This window comes from Streptomyces gobiensis (genome assembly GCF_021216675.1).
Lineage (GTDB): Bacteria > Actinomycetota > Actinomycetes > Streptomycetales > Streptomycetaceae > Streptomyces > Streptomyces gobiensis.
The window spans coordinates 5,341,063-5,360,895 of record NZ_CP086120.1; the positions used below are offsets into that span (position 1 = coordinate 5,341,063).

General features: G+C 67.4%; 17 protein-coding genes and 1 pseudogene. 11 read left to right on the forward strand and 7 right to left on the reverse strand.

The window, feature by feature from the left end; genetic code table 11:
- Positions 1-18 precede the first annotated feature (18 nt).
- From test1122_RS24890 to test1122_RS24905, 4 genes are all read left to right on the forward strand, one after another.
- The gene (locus tag test1122_RS24890) at positions 19-2,694 is read left to right on the forward strand and encodes an ATP-binding protein (protein WP_232271408.1); all 2,676 of its coding nucleotides are present in this window, start codon (positions 19-21) and stop codon (positions 2,692-2,694) included.
- A gap of 217 nt (positions 2,695-2,911) precedes the next feature.
- Positions 2,912-3,988 carry a polyprenyl synthetase family protein gene (locus test1122_RS24895; protein ID WP_232271409.1) on the forward strand — a complete coding sequence of 359 codons (1,077 nt, stop codon included), beginning with the start codon at positions 2,912-2,914 and terminating at the stop codon, positions 3,986-3,988.
- A 58-nt stretch (positions 3,989-4,046) separates the two neighbouring features.
- Positions 4,047-5,102 (forward strand): terpene synthase family protein, encoded by a 1,056-nt coding sequence (locus tag test1122_RS24900; protein WP_232271410.1) that lies wholly within the window; start codon positions 4,047-4,049, stop codon positions 5,100-5,102.
- Positions 5,099-6,478, forward strand: coding sequence for a cytochrome P450 (locus test1122_RS24905; protein ID WP_277879889.1), 1,380 nt, complete (start codon positions 5,099-5,101; stop codon positions 6,476-6,478). The genes test1122_RS24900 and test1122_RS24905 overlap by 4 nt, the downstream gene beginning before the upstream one ends.
- Positions 6,479-6,504: 26 nt before the next feature.
- Here test1122_RS24905 and test1122_RS24910 read toward each other — a convergent pair whose 3' ends face one another.
- Entirely contained in the window at positions 6,505-7,617 is a 1,113-nt protein-coding gene (locus tag test1122_RS24910) for an MBL fold metallo-hydrolase (RefSeq protein ID WP_232271412.1), read from the reverse strand.
- Between the two features lie 178 nt (positions 7,618-7,795).
- Here test1122_RS24910 and test1122_RS24915 point away from each other — a divergent pair, with 178 nt between their 5' ends.
- Positions 7,796-8,683 (forward strand): hypothetical protein, encoded by an 888-nt coding sequence (locus test1122_RS24915; protein ID WP_232271413.1) that lies wholly within the window; start codon positions 7,796-7,798, stop codon positions 8,681-8,683.
- A 192-nt stretch (positions 8,684-8,875) separates the two neighbouring features.
- Entirely contained in the window at positions 8,876-9,679 is an 804-nt protein-coding gene (locus tag test1122_RS24920) for an SGNH/GDSL hydrolase family protein (RefSeq protein ID WP_232271414.1), read from the forward strand.
- On the opposite strand, the pseudogene test1122_RS24925 reads toward test1122_RS24920, so the two are convergent.
- Positions 9,652-9,831 (reverse strand): annotated as a pseudogene (locus test1122_RS24925) (SWF or SNF family helicase); the annotation flags it as partial. The gene test1122_RS24920 and the pseudogene test1122_RS24925 overlap by 28 nt on opposite strands.
- A gap of 183 nt (positions 9,832-10,014) precedes the next feature.
- Here test1122_RS24925 and test1122_RS24930 point away from each other — a divergent pair.
- On the forward strand, positions 10,015-10,197 hold the full coding sequence (locus test1122_RS24930; RefSeq protein WP_232271415.1) for a hypothetical protein: 183 nt from the start codon (positions 10,015-10,017) through the stop codon (positions 10,195-10,197).
- A 78-nt stretch (positions 10,198-10,275) separates the two neighbouring features.
- Positions 10,276-11,157, forward strand: a complete 882-nt coding sequence (locus tag test1122_RS24935; protein ID WP_232271416.1) for an oxygenase MpaB family protein — start codon at positions 10,276-10,278, stop codon at positions 11,155-11,157.
- 49 nt (positions 11,158-11,206) lie between these two features.
- On the opposite strand, the gene test1122_RS24940 is transcribed toward test1122_RS24935, so the two are convergent.
- Complete coding sequence (locus test1122_RS24940; RefSeq protein ID WP_232271417.1) at positions 11,207-11,806, reverse strand: class I SAM-dependent methyltransferase; 600 nt, start codon at positions 11,804-11,806, stop codon at positions 11,207-11,209.
- 147 nt (positions 11,807-11,953) lie between these two features.
- Here test1122_RS24940 and test1122_RS24945 point away from each other — a divergent pair, with 147 nt between their 5' ends.
- Entirely contained in the window at positions 11,954-12,346 is a 393-nt protein-coding gene (locus test1122_RS24945) for a roadblock/LC7 domain-containing protein (protein WP_232271418.1), read from the forward strand.
- A gap of 110 nt (positions 12,347-12,456) precedes the next feature.
- Entirely contained in the window at positions 12,457-13,380 is a 924-nt protein-coding gene (locus test1122_RS24950; RefSeq protein WP_232271419.1) for a DUF6397 family protein, read from the forward strand.
- Here test1122_RS24950 and test1122_RS24955 read toward each other — a convergent pair.
- The gene (locus tag test1122_RS24955; protein WP_232271420.1) at positions 13,267-14,136 is read right to left on the reverse strand and encodes an acyl-CoA thioesterase; all 870 of its coding nucleotides are present in this window, start codon (positions 14,134-14,136) and stop codon (positions 13,267-13,269) included. The genes test1122_RS24950 and test1122_RS24955 overlap by 114 nt on opposite strands.
- A gap of 16 nt (positions 14,137-14,152) precedes the next feature.
- Positions 14,153-16,666, reverse strand: coding sequence for a DEAD/DEAH box helicase (locus test1122_RS24960; protein ID WP_232271421.1), 2,514 nt, complete (start codon positions 16,664-16,666; stop codon positions 14,153-14,155).
- A 150-nt stretch (positions 16,667-16,816) separates the two neighbouring features.
- Between test1122_RS24960 and test1122_RS24965 the strand changes: the two genes are divergently transcribed.
- On the forward strand, positions 16,817-17,611 hold the full coding sequence (locus test1122_RS24965; protein ID WP_232271422.1) for a metal-dependent hydrolase: 795 nt from the start codon (positions 16,817-16,819) through the stop codon (positions 17,609-17,611).
- Positions 17,612-17,805: 194 nt separating this feature from the next.
- On the opposite strand, the gene test1122_RS24970 is transcribed toward test1122_RS24965, so the two are convergent.
- Both test1122_RS24970 and test1122_RS24975 read right to left on the reverse strand, forming a co-directional pair.
- A complete protein-coding gene (locus tag test1122_RS24970; protein ID WP_232271423.1) occupies positions 17,806-19,188 on the reverse strand; it encodes a Gfo/Idh/MocA family protein in 1,383 nt (460 codons plus the stop codon).
- A 147-nt stretch (positions 19,189-19,335) separates the two neighbouring features.
- On the reverse strand, positions 19,336-19,770 hold the full coding sequence (locus tag test1122_RS24975) for a MarR family winged helix-turn-helix transcriptional regulator (RefSeq protein ID WP_232271424.1): 435 nt from the start codon (positions 19,768-19,770) through the stop codon (positions 19,336-19,338).
- Positions 19,771-19,833: the final 63 nt, after the last annotated feature.

Genomic DNA, 19,833 nt, shown 5'->3' on the forward strand with positions numbered 1-19,833 from the left:
CGTGGTGCGGAGCGCCCGATGAGGACTCTGGAGCGCGAGACTGAACTGAGGGCCGCCCACGCGGCGTTGGACCGGCTGTGCAGCCGGTCGGCGATCGGCGCGGCTGGCGTCCGGCAGGGCGGGCTGCTGGTGTTCACCGGCCCGCCGGGCGCGGGCAAATCGACGCTACTGGCCGAAGTACGCCGCCTCGCGGCTGAGCGGGACTGCGCCATCATGTCCGCCAGAGGCGGCGAGCAGGAGCAGGCGACGGCCTTCCATGTGGTCCGTCAGCTGCTCCAGCCGCTGCTGGCCTCGTACTCCGAGCGAGAGCGCCACGATGTGCTGGGTGATTGGTACCGCATTGTTGGCCCGTGTGTGGGCCTGTGTCCTGCTGAGGACGGCGCGGCGCCGGACCCTCAGGGCGTACAGGACGGGCTTGACTGGGTGGTCACCAATGTGGCTGTGCGGCGCGGCCCGCTGGTCCTGCTGATCGATGACGCGCAGTGGGTGGACCCCGAGTCGTTGCGGTGGCTCTCATCGTTCGCCGCCCGAACCGAAGAAATTCCGGCGCTCTTCGTCGTCACCTATCGCCCGGATGAACTGCCCGATGAGGCCCGGGTGTTCCGGGACGGTACAGGCGGAAGCCGGTTGCGCCCACTGGACCTCGCGCCGTTGACCCCCGCCGCGGTCTCGGATCTGCTGTCCGAGGCGCTGGACGCGGCCGTTGATGACGACTTCAGCCACGCGGCGTGGCTGGCCACCGATGGCAACCCCTTCCAGACGGTGGAGCTGGCAGCCAAGGTTCGCAGCCGGGGCCTGGCTCCCTCCCGGGCGAACGCCTCCCAGCTGCGGGATATGGCCGGCCCGGCCAACGGCATTGGCCTGGTGGAACGGCTGGATGAGCTTGGGTCCTCCGCCGTGCGCCTGGCCTGGGCGGTGGCGGTTCTCGGCGCCGAGGCATCCTTGAATCTGGCGGCGTCCATGGCAGCGCTGGGCCAGCTGGAGGCAGCGCAGGCCAGGGAGCGGTTGCGTGACGCACGTATTCTGAAACAGGATGAAGCGCTGGAGTTTATACACCCGTTGATCGCGACGGCCGTATACCGCGAAGTCCCGGCCGCTGTGCGGGTGGGCCTGCACGGCAAGGCGGCTTGGGAGCTCATCAGGAGCGGACACGGCCCTACGCCAGCGGCACGCCATCTACTGGAGACCCATCCAGAGGGCGACGACTCAGTGGTCACAACTCTTCGCGCGGCAGCCCGGGAGTATCTTCGCGCCGGTGCACCCGATGCCGCCCGGCGCTGTCTGGAGAGGGCGTTGCGGGAGCCGCCCTCCATGGAGCAGCGGGCCATGGTGCTGTACGAGCTTGGCAACCCCGGGCTGATGTACAACCCAGCGGCCACGGTGAACCATCTGCGGGAAGCGCTGGACGAGGGGTGTCCGGATGACGAGCTGCGCCAGGGAACCGCTATCCGCCTCGCGCGAGCGCTGGCGTACTGTGACCGGCTGTCCGAAGCGGTGGAGGTGGTGGAACACGAGGCTCACCGGGCTACGGACTCCAGGGTGCGGCTGCGGATGTACGCGGAGCACTTCAAGGTGGCCGTCTTCACCTCTGACGATCAAGATGCCCCGGCACGTTCGCGTCGGCTGGCGCGACTCACTGAGCGGCTGACCGGACGCGATGAGACCGAGCGCCGCATTCTCGGCCTGCGCGCCTGGGACGCCGTGGTGCGTGGTGAGCCGGCAGCGACCGCGCTGGAATACGCGGAACGGGCGATGAGCTCCGGCGATATGAGCTGGACTGATGAGGACTGGGGTTTTGAGGTCCCTACCTTGCTGGGACTCACCTTCCTCTATTGCGATCAACCCGACCGGGCAGACGAGCTGTTTACACGGGGTGTCGCGGAGTTCGAGGGACAGGGATGGCACGGGGTGCCCCTGGCGCTCGGATACACGTTCCTTGGCTACATCCGGTTCCGCAGCGGTCGGCTGAGCGAAGCGGAGGACTTCATGCGGGCCGGACTCCGGCTGGCCGACCGGGTCGGACCTGGGGCGTCCGGTCACTGGAACGCGGCTGGGAGCCTGATCGAAGTCCTGTTGGCCCGAGGGAAGGTCTCGGCGGCGGAGAGACTGGCCAGGGACCACGGATTCGGTAAGCCCTTTCCCTCCGCTGTCACCATTCCCAACGCGCAGATGGTCTACGGCGAACTGCTGCTGGCCAAGGGGATGCCCAAAGAAGCGGCGGAAGAGCTGGCTGAGGTGGGGCGCGGCCTCGACGCACGCGGCATGCACAATCCGAGCTGGTGCCCGTGGCTGCTTCAGCTCGCCCTCGCCTCACATGCCATGGACGACGGCAAACGAGCGCAGGAGCTGGGGCAGGAGGCGCTACGCCGAGCGGAACGCTTCGGTACGGACTCAGCTGTGGGACAAGCTCTTTGGGTGGCGGGCCGACTGAGCGATGGTGCCGAGCGTGCCGATCTGCTGCGGCGTGCCGTCTCCCACTTGGAGCGTTCGCCGGCGGTGTATGAGCTTTCGAGCGCTCTGGTGGACCTGGGCTCGGTGCTGCGTTGCTCGGGACAGCTGCGTGAGGCCGCCGAATGTTTGTACCGAGGCGTCGACATCGCCGTACAGTGCGGGGCTGAAGCGGTGGTAGCGCAGGCCCGCGGCGAACTGGTCGCCGCTGGGCTACGGCCACGTCGTCTGGGAACGGGGCGCTGAGCGGGCTCTGCGGGGAGCGCGCAGGTAGCTGTTCGCGCCCTCTCACACACCATCGTGTGGGCTGAGGGACGCCAGGGACGCGCTGATCGGTTTCTACGTATGCCGACCGGAGAAGGATAGCTTTCAACCGTTCGGTGAGCGCTATCTCCCCGTTCGGATTGTTTTCAGTGCGACGGTGTGGAAGAGCGGGCCGAGTGGTGACGGAGGGGGCCGCGTCATGACGATCGCCCTCACCAGTGAACTGCTGGACCCTTCAGAGATCCGGCATGCGGTGGATATCGTTCTGGAGGATTTTCTGGCAGCGAAGAGCCAGTCCGCGCCCTCGCCCGAGCTGGCCGGAATCATTGACACGCTCCGAGAGTTCCTGTTCGCCGGAGGCAAGCGGATCCGGCCGGTGATGTGCCTGTGCGGCTGGCATGCCGCCCGCGGACGAGGTGACCCGCGGCCGGTGCTTCAAGCGGCGGCTTCATTGGAACTGTTCCATGCCTTCGCCCTCATCCAGGACGATGTCATGGACGACAGCGCCATACGCCGCGGGCGCCCCAGCGTCCACCGTGAGCTGGCCGGGCGTCGCCCTGACGGCGTCAGGACCGCCGCCGGTCGGTTTGGAGCCAATGCCGCGATTCTGCTCAGTGACCTCGCGCTGACCTGGTCGGACGAGATGCTGCACACCGCAGAGCTCACCCCGGACCAACTGGATTCGGCCCTGCCCGTGCTGGACACGATGCGCACTGAGCTCATGTTCGGGCAGTATCTCGATCTGCTGGCCGCAGGCCGGCCTACCGGCGATGTGGGCCAGGCCTTGGCGATCAGCCGGTACAAGACCGCCAAGTACACCATTGAGCGCCCCCTGCATTTTGGCGCCGCACTGGCCGGGTCCGGCCTGGCTGTCGCGGAGGCCTGCACTGCCTACGGCATTCCGACGGGCGAGGCATTCCAGCTCCGGGACGATCTCCTGGGAGTCTTCGGGGATCCACAGAGGACCGGTAAGCCTGTCATTGATGATCTCCGTGAGGGCAAGTGCACGGCGCTGATGGCCCTGGCTGTTTTGCGGGCCACCCCAGCACAGTTGAGGCTTCTGCGCTTCATGGTGGGCCACCCCGGTATCGATGAGGCCCGAGCGGACGCTGTCCGTGCCGTTCTCGACGCCACCGGCGCCCGACAGGAAACGGAGCGCATGATTACCGTTCGCCACCGCGAGGCCCTGGACGCCCTGGACAGCGCCCCTTTCCCCGCTCCTGTCACCGCGGTCCTGCGTCAACTGGCTCATGCTGTCTCCGCGAGAGCCGTGTAATCCGCTCCCACGCTTGTCTCCGCATCAGGCCGAAGAACCATTGATTCAAGGAGAACTGGTGTACGACACATCTCCACTGCACACCGTCCCTTCCCGGAACGCGGACGCGGAGGGGTTCTACCTTCCCGAGCTGCCGAGGCTGCTGCCCGTCGCTTACCATCCCAAGGCCGCACAGATTGAGTTCCGCTCGAACGGGTGGGTTCGCCGCAGCTTGGGGGAGTGCTTTGCCAGCGAAGAACAACTGCTGAAACTCCTGCGAGAACGGGTCGGGTTGTATGGGCCACTCATCGCGCCGAAGGCCGACGAGCAACGTGTGCTTGATCTCACCGACTTCTACCACTTCGTTGGTCTCATCGATAACTTGGCGGTGGACCATTCCGGGCTCGGAGCGAATATCTACGGTGCCCGGAAGATGTTCGAAAAAATCATGACTGACTTCGGTGCCGGGACGGGTGCGGCATCTCCGTTCGGGCGGGCGGCAGCGGACCTGTGGCAGCGGATCAGCCCCGGTCTGACCACTCAGCAGATTGGGCGGTTCAGGGCCAGCATGGAGACGTTCCTCGGCGGTATCACCGCCGAGCTGCCCTTCCAGCTGGGCGGTGTCGTACCGGACTACGACACATATATGGCCATCCGTATCGACAGCTTCGGCTGTGATTTCGTTGTACTGCTCAATGAATATGCGATGGCTGTTGATATGTCCGAGTTCGCCGCGTCGCCGGAATTCGGTGAGGTTTACGCGCACGGTATGCGGCAGATGATCCTCGTCAACGACGTGCTGTCGCTGCGCAAGGAGCATGGAGACCCGATGAACGCGGTGCGTGTCCTGTGCCATCACTACGGCTTGACGCTCCAGCAGGCTGTGGACCAGGTGTGTGAGTTGGCTGAACTTCATGAGAGGGCGTACGCCGCTGCCCGGGACGCAGTCCTCGGCGGCCCCGAAGGCGATCGCCGTGATGTCCGTGCCTACCTCGACGGGCTGGACCACCTGATCGCTGGTGCTCAGGAATTCGAGTACCTCACCCCTCGCTATTTCGGTGACGGATCCGTGTGGGACGGTTCCACCTCCGGGTGGGTCAGTTTCACCAGTCCAACGGCGAGGCTGCGGTCATGAGCGCACAGGGCCCACCACTGAGTTCTCGCCCTTCTCGCCCTTCGGCAACGGCCATCGCGCCTGGCCGCCTCCCGGTGCTTGGCCATGTACTGCCGCTGCGACGCCGACCGTTGGACTTTCTGGCCAGCCTGCCGGCCTACGGTGATCTGGTTGAGATCCGGCTCGGTCCCCGGCGGGCCTATGTGGCCTGTCACCCTGATGTGGCCCAACAGGTACTGCGGGAATCGCGCACCTTCGACAGGGGCGGTCCGCTCTTTGACAAGGCGCGCACCTTCACCGGAGATGGCCTCTTCACCTGTGGCTGGGAGGCACACCGGCGACAGCGCCGCATGATGCAGCCCGCCTTCCACGCCGAGCGGATGGCTGCCTACGCCACGGTGATGTGTGAGGAGACCGAGGCCATGCTCAACACCTGGCAGCCGGGCGAGGCGCTCGATGTCAGCGAGGCACTGCATGTGTTCACCACCCGCGTCGCGGCTCGTACGCTGTTCTCCACCCAGATCGACGATGAGGCCGTTGCCGAGTTTCAACGGTGCCTGCCCGTCATTCTGCGGGGCGTGTACAAGCGCATGGTCGCCCCGCTGGGGCTGATGGAGAGATTACCTACGCCGGACAACCGCCGTTTCGAACAGGCACAGGCCGGTCTACGCAAAGTCATCGACCAGACCATTGCGGGCTATCCGAAGACAGGTGCCGACCAGGGCGATCTGATGTCCATCCTGATTGGCGCCCGAGACGAAGAGAGCGGCGACGGCCTGACCCATCGCGAGATACACGATCAGGTGATGACGCTCCTTCTCGGTGGCACGGAGACGGCTGCGAGTGCCTTGTCCTGGGCGTTCTACCTCCTCAGCGAACATCCTCGGATCGAAGAGCGGCTGCATGAGGAACTTGACGATGTCCTCGGTGGTCGCCTGCCTGGCTTCGGCGATCTGCCTCGGCTGCCGTACGCGCAGCGCGTCATCACCGAAGTCCTGCGCCTTTTTCCACCTGGGTGGATCTTCACCCGGTTGACCACCCAGGAGGTGGACATCGCGGGCACTCGTCTGCCCGCAGGCACGATCGTCCTGTTCAGTCCCTATGTCCTGGGCCGCGATTCCGCTTCCTTTCCGGTCCCTGCAGAATTTGATCCGGACCGCTGGCTTCCGGAACGGGCCAAGGCCGTACGGCGCGGCGCTATGGTCCCTTTTGGTGCGGGCATTCACAAATGCATCGGTGACAGCTTCGGGATGACCGAGGCCACACTCGTCCTGACCGCTGTCGCTTCCCGATTCCGGCTCAAGCCAGTGCCTGGTCTCAAGATAGAGCCGCTGCCCAAGGTGGGACTGGTCACCGGCCCGTTGCCCATGATTCCCGAACCACGCCGCGGCACTTGAGGCACGGAGCCGGGCAGGCCCCCGGCTCATACCGAAAATGCTCTCTCGGCTCCCGTAGCCGTGGTGGTCGAGTCACCGGGAGAGTGCGTGATGGGCCGCCACCATGGTGCGACCGGCAGCTCGTCGGCCGAGGGCTCGAAGGGCGCGCCCGGCAGTGGGACCGCCGTTCGCACCCTCGCAGCCGAGGCTGCCGCCAGCACGCGCTCGGCCGGCTCGGCCCAGGGGTGCGGGGCGAGATTGAAGGTGCCCCAGTGGATGGGCAGCAGGGTGCCGCCCGCCAGGTCGAGATGGGCCCGCAAGCCCTCTTCGGGTGTCATATGAACATCCGGCCAGAACTCGCTGTACGCGCCGATCTGGATCATCGCCGCGTCAAAGGGGCCATGGTCCGCGCCGATCTCCGCGAAGCCCGGGAAGTATCCGGTGTCACCGGTGTGGAAGACCCGGTGCCGTGGGCCGGTCACCGACCAGGACGCCCAGAGGGTGCGCTGCTTGTTGCGCAGGCCACGGCCGCAGAAGTGCCGGGCCGGGGTCGCGGTGAGGGTGAGACCTGCGGTGTCCACCGCCTCATGCCAGTCCAGCTCGGCGATCCGGTCCGCCCGTACTCCCCAGTGCTCCAGGTGAGCGCCGACCCCGAGCGGCACGGCGAACAGCACATCGGTGGCGGCGAGCTCGCGAATGGTCGGCAGATCGAGATGGTCGTAGTGGTCATGCGAGATGACGACGGCGTCCAGCCGTCCGAGATCAGCCAGCGGAAGGGGCGCCGGGTGGAAGCGGCGCGGCCCGGCGAAGGAGAACGGAGAACACCGCTGGCCCCATACCGGATCGAACAGCACCCGCCGTCCGTCGATCTCCGCGAGAACGGTGGCGTGTCCGAGCCAGGTCAGCCGCAGCCCGGAGGTGGGCGGCACCGACAGATCCGGGCGCCGCACCGGGATTGGCGCGGCCGGTCTGCGTCCATCCCGGCGCAGCAGCGTACGGATCATATCCAGCCGTGAGTGGGTGGCCTGTGGCTCGGTATGAGCGGCGGGTGGATTGCGGAACGCGTCAGCGGCGGCGTCATAGTGCGGCGAACTCAGAATCCGCCGCAGACGCTCCCCAGTCGGCTCGGCACCGAAGGATGCGGGTCGCAGACCAGCCATGGAACCTCCCGTTGGACGGATGAACGGTTAACGCCATCGAACGTGGGTTTAGTTCCATGACGGAAGTCAGCCAAGGGAGAGAGTGAGACCCCGCGGACGGTCTCATTCCGGAGTCGCTGTGGTGAAGTCCTCCCGACCTGAGCGGGGCGTGGATTCCGTACATGACAGAGTTGGCGGTATGACGATTCCACCGCCTCCTGGCCAGCAGCCGCCTAACAACTCAGCCGGGGCTGGCGGCTTCGGTCCGCCCAGTGGTTACGGCTACCCCGGTAATCCGGCCAACTCCGGCAATCCAGGCCCGCCTGGACCGCCGTCCGGCCCGCCAGGCGGTTATGGGGCTCCGGGTGGCTATGGCGGTGCCGGGAACAGTGGTTACGGGCCGCCGGGGCCGCCTGGACCGCCCGGGCCCGGCGGCTGGCAGCCGCCACCCCCGCCCGGTGGAGGCGGCAATCGCAGAACGACGGTTATCGCGCTGATCGGTGTCGTGCTGGTCGGAGCCCTCATCGTGGGTGGTGCCCTGCTGCTCACCGGTGGCGGGAAGAAGGACGAGCAGGCCAAGGAGAGTCCAAGCGCCTCGCCGACCAGTGCTGAGCCAACGCCGACCGACACTGAGTCGCCTGATGGCGACTTCGACGATGACGATGGTAAGGATGACCGCTTCGACGATCCGGACGCGACACCCTCGGACTACGACTGGGAGTCCAACATGCCGACTCCCAGCTCCGGTCCGCGCCCGTCCTACCAGCTCCGGCCCGGTGACTGCTTCGACCTTTCGGATAAGCAGGGGCAGAACGAGAAGCTTTCCTGTGCCAAGGCGCATGACGGGGAAGTCGTCTACCAGGAGAAGCTGACCGGGGACTTCGACACCGATGACGCCGTCAAGGACAAGGCCGATTCGATCTGCAAGAGCAAGCTGGAGACCAAGGCGCGGCAGCAGCCCGCAGGGCAGCGGTTCCGGACGCTGTCTCAGTTCCCGAAGAAGACCGGCTACCTCATGGGGATGAAGACCGTTACCTGCAGCCTGGTGGCGACCGAGGGGAGCAAGCTGAACGGTCCGCTCCGCTAGCTCAGTTGACGCCGGATCGGCTTGATCAACTGATCGGCTGAATCTCCGGGAAACACTCGATACCTGGAACCGACAGTTTCGTTCACACAGGGAGCAATGAACGAAATTTTGGCATGGACACTTCTCGTCTGCGTTGTGCGCTGCTACGACGGATGTCACAGGCGTTCCTCCATGTCCCCCACGGGAGGTTCCATGCATCTGTCCAGATTCCTATCGGTATCGACCACGGTGGCAGCCCTCGTCGCTCTCTCGGCCTTCAGCGGCGCAAGCGCTGCCACCGCTGACGAAGCTGCCGTCTCCTATGTCGCACTCGGTGACTCCTACTCCTCCGGAGTCGGCGCCGGTGACTACGACGGTGGCAGCGGCAACTGCAAGCGCAGCAACCGGGCTTATCCCACACTATGGAGCAACGCGAACTCCCCCGCGTCCTTCGACTTCACCGCCTGCTCCGGGGCGCGTACCAACGATGTGATCGACCGTCAGCTCGGCCCGGTCAATGCCGGTACCACGCTGGTCAGCATCAGCGTGGGAGGCAATGACGCGGGCTTCGCCGACACCATGACCACCTGCGTGCTCCAGGGTGAGCGGGCATGCCTCGCCCGGGTCGAAGAGGCACGTGCGTACATCGCGAACACCCTCCCCGGACGGTTGGACGCGGTGTACGGCGCCATCAGCGCCAAGGCGCCCAACGCCCAGGTCGTCGTCCTCGGCTACCCACGGATGTACAAGCTGAACGGCAGTTGTTCCGTAGGGATGAGCGAGAAGTCACGCGCCGCGCTCAACGCGGCCGCTGACGATCTGAACGGGGTCACCGCCAAACGAGCGGCCGACCACGGCTACACCTTCGGCGATGTACGCCCGACCTTCACCGGCCACGAGATCTGCTCCGGCGACTCCTGGCTGCACAGTGTGACCTTCCCGATCGACCATTCCTATCACCCCACGGCCGCAGGCCAGTCCGGCGGCTACTACCCGGTGCTGGCGGGCGCCGTCTGATCCACCTGTCCCAGCTCGGCCAGCGCGGTGGCCGGGTCCAGGCTCGCGGGACCCGCGGGCCACCAACGGCCGCGCTCCTTGCGGTACGGCCACCAGCGTCCATCCCGGCCGTACCGCAGCTGGGCGTTGCCGCCGGCCGCCGTCCAGCGGTCGGACTGGCGGGGCGGGCCGGCGGGCAGAAAGACGGCCGCGCAGCCGAGGAGCGCGGAGATCCGGGATGACGTAGCCGCGGTCGGTGCCGACCGGAAACGGCCAGGAACGTGCGGGCCTCCGAGGGCGTTCAATAGAAGGAGGGAGCGGCAGCCGCCGCCGCCGACGCGGAGGAGACAAAGAAGATGAGCACTCAAGGGAAGATCGCCATTGGCGGTGTAGCCGTGGGGCTGCTCCTGCTGTACTGGCTTCCGTTCTGGGCTGTGCTGCTGATCGTGTTCGGGGTGCCCGCCGTCGCGTATCTGACGCTGGACCCCTCGCAGCGCAAACGGCTGCGCCGGGTCTCCCGCAAGGAGCTCGGTCGCTGACCCGGCCAGCGGTCCGTCGGCTCGCACGCCGCGTAGAGTTGACGGACCGACAGCCGACCTGACCAGGGGGATGCGAGCATGCGGCGCTACGACCGGCTCAAGGAGATCCTGGAGCTCGATCCGGAGCAGGACTATCTGACGATTTACCGGCTTATCGCCACCTACGAGTTCCCCTGGGACATCACCCGGGCCCTGGAGCTGGCCCTGTATCGCACCTATGCCGTCCCCAGCATCGGACGGCTCCTCGCCGAGACCGCCGAGCTGACCGAGCGGACGCAGAAGCGCTACGACGACACCTCGCTGCTGCTGGACGCCGTCCTTGAGCACGGCTTCGACTCGGCGGACGGCCGCACCGCGATCCGCCGCATCAATCAGATGCACCGCGGCTACGACATCACCAACGACGATATGCGCTACGTACTGTGCACCTTCGTCGTGATCCCCAAGCGGTGGCTGGACGACTACGGTTGGCGCCGGCTCACCGACCACGAACTGCGTGCGGTGGTGGCGTACTACCGCACGCTCGGTCAGCAGATGGGCATCCAGCAGATCCCGCACGACTACGCCGGCTTCGAGCGCTGTCTGGACGACTACGAGGACACCCACTTCGGCTATGACGCGGGGGGCCGCTCCGTATCGGACGCCACCCTCGATCTGATGGCCTCCTGGTATCCACGCCCACTGGCCCCGCTCGCCCGGGGCGCCAGCCTGGCGCTGCTCGACGATTCGCTGCTGCGCGCCTTCCGCTATGCGCGGCCCTCGCCGGTGGCGCGGCGTCTGGTGCGCGGCGCGGTACGGTTGCGCGGCCGGGCGGTACGGCTGCTGCCGCCCCGCGAGAAGCCGCACTACGCCCGGCAGAACCCGCAGATCAAGAGCTACCCGGGATACCCCGACGGCTACCGCCTGACCGACCTCGGCACCTTTCCCCCAACCTGCCCCGCACGCCCCACCCGCAACTAGCGGTGTTGTGCCCATCCAGCCGCACCGGTCAACCCCGGGGCCGGGGCGGTTACTCGCGCTGCGCCAACGCCAGAAAACGCGCGTCCTCATCCTCGTAAGAGGTCAGCCGCCACCCCGCCGCAGCCAGCAGCGGCCGGAGATTGCGCTCGGCGCGCATATCGTCCGGCGTCACCGACCGCCCGTGCCGCGCGGCCAGCGCGGCCCGCCCGATGGGATGGAAGAGCGCCAGCCGCCCGCCGGCCCGTACCACGCGTGCCAGCTCCCGCAACCCGGCCGGCGGATCCGGCAGATGGGTGAGCAGCCCCGCAGCGAACACCGCGTCCAGCACCCCGTCACGCAGCGGGAGCCGACCGGTATCGGCCAGCGCCAGCAGCCCTTCGCGGTGCCGCCCGGCCCGTACCGCCGCCGCCAGCATCGCCGGGGTGAGATCCACGCCCAGGACCACACCCCGGGGACCGACCGCCGCACGTAGCGCGGGCAGCGCCCGGCCGGTGCCACACCCTGCGTCGAGCACCCGGTCGCCGGCGCGCAGGCCGATTTCGGCGATGCCCGCCGCATAGGCCGGGCCGTCGTCGGGGAAGCGGGAGTCCCAGTCGGCGGCCCGCTCGGTGAAGAAGTCCTGTACCTGAGCGGGATCGTTCTCTCTCATACAGCCATGATTGCCCATGCCCCCAGGAAGCGCTGGAACCGCGCCCGTCAGTCGGCGGACCCCTCAGGGGCCGCATGCGGTGTTGCCGGAGCGCCTGTGGTGGGCAAGAGTGGCACGGCGGTCACCACGAGAAGGGGGAAGACGGGGATGGCACTGACCACGGAACTGGACTGGCTGCTCGATGACCTGACGCAGCGGATGTCCAGCGTCCGCCATGCACTGGTGCTCTCAACCGATGGGCTGGTCACCGGGGCCAGTCCTGGACTGGAGCGGCACGACGCGGAGCGGCTGGCCGCGGTTTCTTCGGGGCTCTACAGCCTGGCTAAGGGCTCGGGGCAGCACTTTGGGGCGGGGCGGGTGCGCCAGACGATGATCGAATTCGATGAGGGGATGCTCTTTGTGACCGCGGCGGGCGACGGCAGCTGTCTGTGCGTGCTCGCCACGGCGGAGGCGGACATCGGGCAGATCGCCTATGAGATGACGCTGTTGGTCAACCGCGTTGGTGAGCATCTGGGCGTGGCCGCCCGTAATGGCCGCTGACCCAACCTGAACTGGGCTTTCGCCGAGTTGTCCACAGGGCTCCGCAGGGGATGCCTGGGCGGGCTACGGTCATCACTCACCGTAATGGAGTGCTGTGCGGGAGGGCTGTTATGTCAGCTATGTCAGCGTGCTTGGCCAAGCCGGTCGTTGTGCGGCCGGAGCCGGGGATGGTGTCGCGGACGGTTTCGATGAGCCGGGCCGGGCGGGAGCTCGGGCTGACGCCACGGGAGCTGGCCCTGGCCGTGGAGCTCGGGTTGCTGCGCACCGCGCCGCCGGTGCGGAAGCGTGAACGGCGCCGGATCCCGGTCACGGAGCTGGTCCGGGCGCGGAGCGAGGAGGGCTTCCCGGCATCGCTGCGGCAGCGGCTGCGGCTGATGGGCGCCACCGGGGGTGCCGAGCTGCTGGGGGTCGGTCCGGCCCGCTTCGCCCGGCTGGCACGGGCGGGTTGCTTCAGCCCGGTGCGCTTCTCCGTAAACCGTTATCGCCATCTCGTCTGGCTCTATCTCGCCACCGAGCTGCGCCAGTTCGCCGAGCGGCAGTCGGCACTGCTGCATGGGCCGCTGCCCAGTGGTGTGCGTGCTGTGCTGAAGCACGGCGAGGACTGGCGGCCACGGCACTGGCGTGCCCGCCGTATCGGCCAGTTGCTGCGGCAGACCGACGACCCCTGGGAAGCGGCGGCCGTCCATGCCGCGGTGCTGGACCAGGATGCCTTCGAAGAGGCGGTGCCCGAACCAGCGGAGCGGCTGCTGCTCGGTGAGCTACGGCCCTCGCTGGCACCATGGCGGCCGGTGGCCCGCACCACCTGGGAGGTGATCGGTGATGTGCTCACCGCGGAGTCGGAGGAGGAGATCCGCTGGCACCGGATGAATCTGACCCTGGCCCTCGGCATGGCCCGCGCCACCGGTCCAGCACCGGCCCGGTCAGTCACCGTGCGGCCGGAACAGGCCCTCCTGGACCACGGAGACCAGCAGTTGTCCCTCCCGGTCGTAGATACGGCCCTGAGCCAGGCCCCGGCCGCCGGTCGCGATGGGTGACTCCTGGTCGTAGAGGAACCACTCATCGGTACGGAAGGGGCGGTGGAACCACATGGCGTGGTCGAGGGAGGCCATATCAAAGCCGCGCGGGCCCCACAGCGGCTCCACCGGAACCCGTACCGCGTCCAGCAGCATCATGTCGCTGGCGTAGGCGAGGGCACAGGTGTGCACCAGCGGATCGTCCCCCAGTGGGCCGACCGCGCGCATCCACACGGCACTGCGTGTCTCGGCGCCCTTGACCTCCTCGGGCGTCCAGCGCAGCCGGTCGACATAGCGGATATCGAAGGGCTGCCGACGGGCCATCCGCTCCAGCGACTCCGGCAGTGCGCCCAGATGGTCACGGATCTCATCGGCGAGCCTCGGCAGGGTTTCCGGGCCCGGGACATGACGCATGGGGAGCTGGTGCTCGATGCCCGGCTCCGGAAGATGGAAGGAAGCGGTCAGATTGAAGATCGTCCGGCCCCGCTGTACGGCGACCACGCGGCGGGTGGTGAAGGAGCGGCCATCGCGGACCCGCTCGACCTGGTACACGATGGGCACTCCCGGGACGCCGGGGCGCAGGAAGTACGCGTGCAGCGAGTGCACCGGCCGCTTTCCGTCCGTGGTGCGCCCGGCCGCCACCAGCGCCTGCCCGGCGACCTGGCCGCCGAAGACTCGTTGCAGATGCTCCTGGGGGCTGCGGCCACGGAAGATGTTCTGCTCGATCTGCTCCAGATCGAGCAGATCGATCAGCCGCTCGGCGGGACTGGCGGTCATCGGCGATGCTCCTTTGTCACAGCTGGCCGACGTCGGTCACCTTCACTACCGCGCGGCCCTCCTCATCGGAGGCGGTGAGATCAACTTCGGCGGAGATTCCCCAGTCATGATCGCCGTTGGGATCGGCGAAGGTCTGCCGGACGCGCCACAGGCCGTCCTCGGGTACCTCCTCGATCTGCAGCAGCTTCGGTCCGCGGGCATCGGGGCCGGTGCCCAGCTCGTCGTACTCCGCCCAGTACGCGTCCATGGCCGCGCCCCAGGCGTCCTCGTCCCAGCCGGACTCGGCGTCCATCTCGCCCAGCTCCTCGACCTTGTCGAGGGCGGCGAGCTCCACCCGGCGGAACATCGCGTTGCGCACCAGGACCCGGAAGGCACGGGCGTTGCTGGTGACCGGACGGACCTGATCGGCGCGGTCCTGTGCCTCCTCGGCGGATTCGACCTCCGGGTTGGCCAGCTGCTCCCACTCATCCAGCAGGCTGGAGTCGACTTGGCGGACCATCTCGCCCAGCCACTCGATGATGTCCTGGAATTCCTCGGATTTCAGATCGTCCGGGACGGTGTGCTCCAGGGCCTTGTAGGCGCTGGCGAGATAGCGCAGCACGATGCCCTCGGTGCGGGCCAGCTCGTAGAAGGAGACAAACTCGCTGAAGGACATCGCCCGCTCGTACATATCGCGGATGACCGACTTCGGCGAGAGCGGGTAGTCGCCGACCCAGGGATGAGACTTGCGGTAGAGGCCGTAGGCGTGGGAAAGCAGCTCCTCAAGCGGCTTGGGGTAGCTGATGTCCATCAGCCGCTCCATCCGCTCCTCGTACTCGATGCCATCGGCCTTCATCTCGGCGACGGCCTCGCCCTTGGCCTTGTTCTGCTGGGCGGCGAGGATCTGCCGGGGGTCGTCCAGGGTGGACTCCACGACCGAGACCATATCGAGCGCGTACGACGGGGACTCCGGGTCGAGGAGTTCGAAGGCGGCCAGTGCGAACGTCGACAGGGGCTGATTGAGGGCGAAGTTCTCCTGGAGATCTACTGTCAGCCGGATGTCACGGCCCTGCGCGTCCGGCACATTCAGCTGCTCGACGACGCCACCGTCCAGCAGCGAACGGTAGATCGCGATGGCCCGGCGGATGTGCCGCAGTTGGGCGCGGCGGTCCTCGTGGCTGTCCTCCAGCAGTCGCCGCATCGCCGCGAAGGCATTGCCGGGCCGGGCGATGACCGACAGCAGCATCGTGTGGGTGACCCGGAAGCGGGAGGTCAGCGGCTCCGGCTCAGCGGCGATCAGCTTCTCAAAGGTGTTCTGTCCCCAGCTGACGAAACCCTCGGGCGCCTTCTTACGCACCACCTTGCGGCGCTTCTTGGGGTCGTCGCCCGCCTTGGCCAGAGCCTTCTCGTTCTCGATGACATGCTCGGGAGCCTGGGCAACCACAAAGCCAGAGGTGTCGAACCCGGCACGGCCCGCACGGCCCGCGATCTGGTGGAACTCGCGCGCTCGCAGGGTCCGCACCCGATTGCCGTCGTACTTGGTGAGCGCCGTGAACAGCACCGTGCGAATGGGAACATTGACGCCGACACCGAGGGTGTCGGTGCCACAGATGACCTTCAGCAGCCCGGCCTGCGCAAGCCGCTCCACCAGCCGTCGGTACTTGGGCAGCATCCCAGCGTGGTGTACCCCGATGCCATGGCGGACATAGCGCGACAGATTACGGCCGAACTTGGTGGTGAAGCGGAAGTTGCCGATGAGCGAGGCGATCTCGTCCTTCTCAGCCCGCGTACACATGTTGATGCTCATCAGCGCCTGCGCCCGCTCCACCGCTTGGGCCTGAGTGAAGTGCACGATATAGACGGGCGCCTGATGTGTTTCCAGCAGTTCGGTCAGAGTCTCGGTGAGCGTCGTCGTGCGGTACTCATAGCTCAGCGGTACCGGACGGGTCGCGGAGCGCACCACCGCGGTGGGGCGGCCGGTGCGCCGGGTGAGATCACCCTCGAACCGGGACATATCGCCGAGCGTGGCCGACATCAGGACGAATTGTGCTTGAGGCAGCTCCAGCAGCGGGATCTGCCAGGCCCAGCCCCGGTCCGGCTCGGCATAGAAGTGGAACTCGTCCATGACCACCTGGCCGATGTCCGCGTCCTTGCCGTCCCGCAGTGCGATCGAGGCCAGTACCTCGGCGGTGCAGCAGATCACGGGGGCATCGGCGTTGACCGAGGCGTCACCGGTGAGCATGCCGACGTTCTCGGTGCCGAAGATCTTGCACAGATCAAAGAACTTCTCCGACACCAGCGCCTTGATCGGCGCGGTGTAGAAGGTGACCTTGTCCTGGGCGAGCGCGGCGAAGTGTGCTCCGGCCGCGACCAGGGACTTTCCCGAGCCGGTCGGTGTGGACAGGATGACGTTCGCCCCGGAGACCACCTCGATCAGTGCCTCCTCCTGAGCGGGGTAGAGCGTGATACCCCGCTCTTCGGCCCACGACGAGAAGGCGTCGAAGAGGGCGTCGGGGTCGGGGCTGTTCGGCATCTGATCGATAAGGGTCACGCCCCCATACTGCCTCCCTTCGAGCCGATCACGGGAACCGGCGGCAGCCGCAAGATCATGTGGCACTACGCTGAGGCGCCGAGCGGGCGCCAGAGCGAAGGCGTCAGAGCGAAGCAAGAGCAAACTGCACAGCGATGGGGTGGGACACACATGATGGGACCGGCACACTCACTGTCGGGGGCCGCGGCCTGGCTGGGAGTGGGAGCGGGGGCCGCCGCCCTCGACCGTCCGATGCCCTGGCCGGTCCTTGTCGTCGGTGCGCTGATCTGCTCGGGAGCCGCGCTGGCGCCGGACCTCGACACGAAGTCGGCGACCATCTCCCGCGCCTTCGGTCCGGTCTCCCGGGCACTGTGCGGGATCATCGACAAACTGTCCACGGCCGTCTTCAACGCCACCCGGGGCAAGGGCGAGCGCAAGCGCTCCGGTGGTCACCGCACACTGACCCACACCTGGCTCTGGGCGGTGCTGGTCGGCGCGGGCTTCTCGGCGGCGGCGGTAACGGGCGGCCGTTGGGCGGTGCTGGTCATCCTCTTTATCCATATGGTGCTTGCCGTCGAGGGGCTGCTGTGGCGGATGGCCCGGGTCTCCAGCGATGTGCTGGTCTGGCTGCTCGGGGCGACCACCGCGTGGATCCTGGCCGGGGTCCTCGATCAGCCGGGCAAGGGCGCCGACTGGCTGTTCCCCGGGCAGGGCCTCGAATACCTCTGGCTCGGTCTGCCGATCGTGCTGGGTGCGATGGTGCACAACATCGGCGACGCTCTCACCGTCTCCGGCTGCCCCGTCCTGTGGCCCCTCTCGATAAAGCGGAAGCGCTGGTACCCACTGGGCACCCCGCGCTTTATGCGGTTCCGGGCGGGCGCCTGGGTGGAGATGAACGTGCTGATGCCGGCCTTCGGGCTGGCCGGGGTGGCGAGCGGGCTGATAGCCCTGGGTATCGTCGGCTGAGCCGTGCTCACCAGCCCGCGGGAGCCGACCTCGCTGTCCACCCGTCCGCCCCAGGGCCTTGGCCCCGGGGCGACGGGCTGGGTGCGGCGCCCCAGCCACAGCAGAGAGTGGAATCCGGACCGCACGCGGGGCTCACCGGGACCGGCGTAGGGAAGATCGCGAATCTGCGGGGCATCCCAGGGCGGCGCGGCCCGCTACTCCTCGGGCTTCTGGGAATCCACCCCGTCCCGCTCCTTCTCCCACAGCCCACGGGTGAAGTCGGGGATCTCCTGAGGCACGCCCTTCGCCTTGATCGAGGCGTGGCTGAGCGGCACCGGCGCGCTCCACGTCGCCCCGTCATAGACGTCGAAGTCCGGTACCAGCCCAAGCTTCATGCACTGCATCAGGCGGTACACCATGATGTAGTCCATCCCGCCATGCCCGCCGGGCGGATTGGAGTGCTCCTGCCACAGCCAGTGGTCCCAGCGCGCGTAGTCACCGAAGTCACCCCAGGTGTGGTCGTCCATCTCCGGTTCGAGATATATCCGTGGTGGAAAGTCCTCGAAGACGCCCTTCGTCCCGGCGAGGATGTTGAGGCGGCTGTAGGGGTGCGGATTGGAGACATTGTGCTCCAGCCGGATCACCCGCCCCTTGGTCGTCTGCACCAGGCTGATCGACATATCGGCCCCGACATACGACTCCCGCCAACTCGGGTCACCCGGCGGTATGTTCTCCTCCCGGTAGGCCGCCAGCCCCAGAGACGGTGAGCCGAAGGTACTGATACGCAGCGCCCGGTCACCGCGGTTGACATCCAGATAGTTCGCGGCCGGACCGAAGCCGTGGTTCGGGTAGAGATCGCCCTTGAGCCGGGTGTGCCACCGCCGCCGCCAAGGACCCTCGTAGTACGTGGGGGAGAACATCAGCTCGCGCAGGTCGTGAATGTACGCTCCCGCGCTGTGCAGCAGCTCCCCGAAGAGGCCCTGGTGCGCCATCCGCAGCACGCGCATCTCGTTCTTTCCGTAGCAGACGTTCTCCAGCTGCATGCAGTGCCGCCGGGTGCGCTCGGAGAGGTCGACCAGCGCCCACAGATGGCCTAACTCCATCGCCAGCGGGCACTCCACACCGACGTGCTTGCCGTTCAGCAACGCCGACTTGGCCATCTCGAAGTGGCTCTCCCAGGGCGTGACGACATAGACGAAGTCAAGGTCGCCACGTGCGCAGAGCTTCTCGTAGTCGTGCTCGCCCCTGGTGTAGAGCGCGGGCGCGGGCTGCCCCGCGTCGGTGACCTTCCGCGCGGCCCGCGCCGCCTTCTCCCGCACGGGATCGCACAGGGCGACGATCCGCACGCCGTCAATGGCGAGAAAGAGGTCGAGCATGCTGCCGCCACGGTTGCCGAGGCCGATCACGCCGACGCGTACCGTGCGGCGCCGCTCGAACGGCACCCCGATCATGGTTCTGCCCTGCCGTGGCGGAGGGGCAGCCACGGCGGCTGACGCGGGAGCGGCCAGCACCGCGCCGAGCCCGAGCCCGGCCCCTGCGACGCCTGCTGCCCGCAGCACGGAACGACGGTCGACGCCCTGCGGTGTTATTTCGTTCATCGAGCCTCCAGAGAACTCTCGCTGTCTGGCGTGGACATGAACTCCCGTCAGGACCCTGGCCGTCGGACTCCTGATCCGCAAGAGCGCCGGGCTTGGGTGCTCTTCGCGCACGACGGCTGAAGCCCGTCACCCGGCCGGTCGCAGGGGTCAGCTGGGGTGTGGCGCGTCGAGCGGGGTGAGGAGCTCGCTGAGCTGGGATCGCTGCTCCCGCGTCAGCGGGGCCAGCAGCTCCTCGGCGGCCTCCCGGCGCGCCTGGCGCAGCCGTATCAGCAGTTCCTGGCCGGTCCCGGTCAGCTCGATCCGGGTGACCCGCCGGTTGTCCACGTCAGGTACGCGCCGCACCGCGGCATGTGCCTCGAGGCCGTCGACCAGAGTGGTGATCGCGCGGGGTACGACGTCCAGCCGCTCAGCGAGGTCTGTCATCCGGGGCGGCGCATCGCAGTGCGCCACGGTACGCAGCAGCCGGGCCTGGGCAGGGGTGATGCCCAGGGGCTCCAGATGGCGCCGCTGGGCACGGTGCAGTCGGCGGGTCAGCCGGATGAGCTGGTCAGCGAGCGGGCCGGTTGGATCGGCGGAAACCATGCCCTGAGCTTAGCAGGACAAAGTTCATTGTGAGTATAGGTAACAGTGAGCTATGCTCGGCGA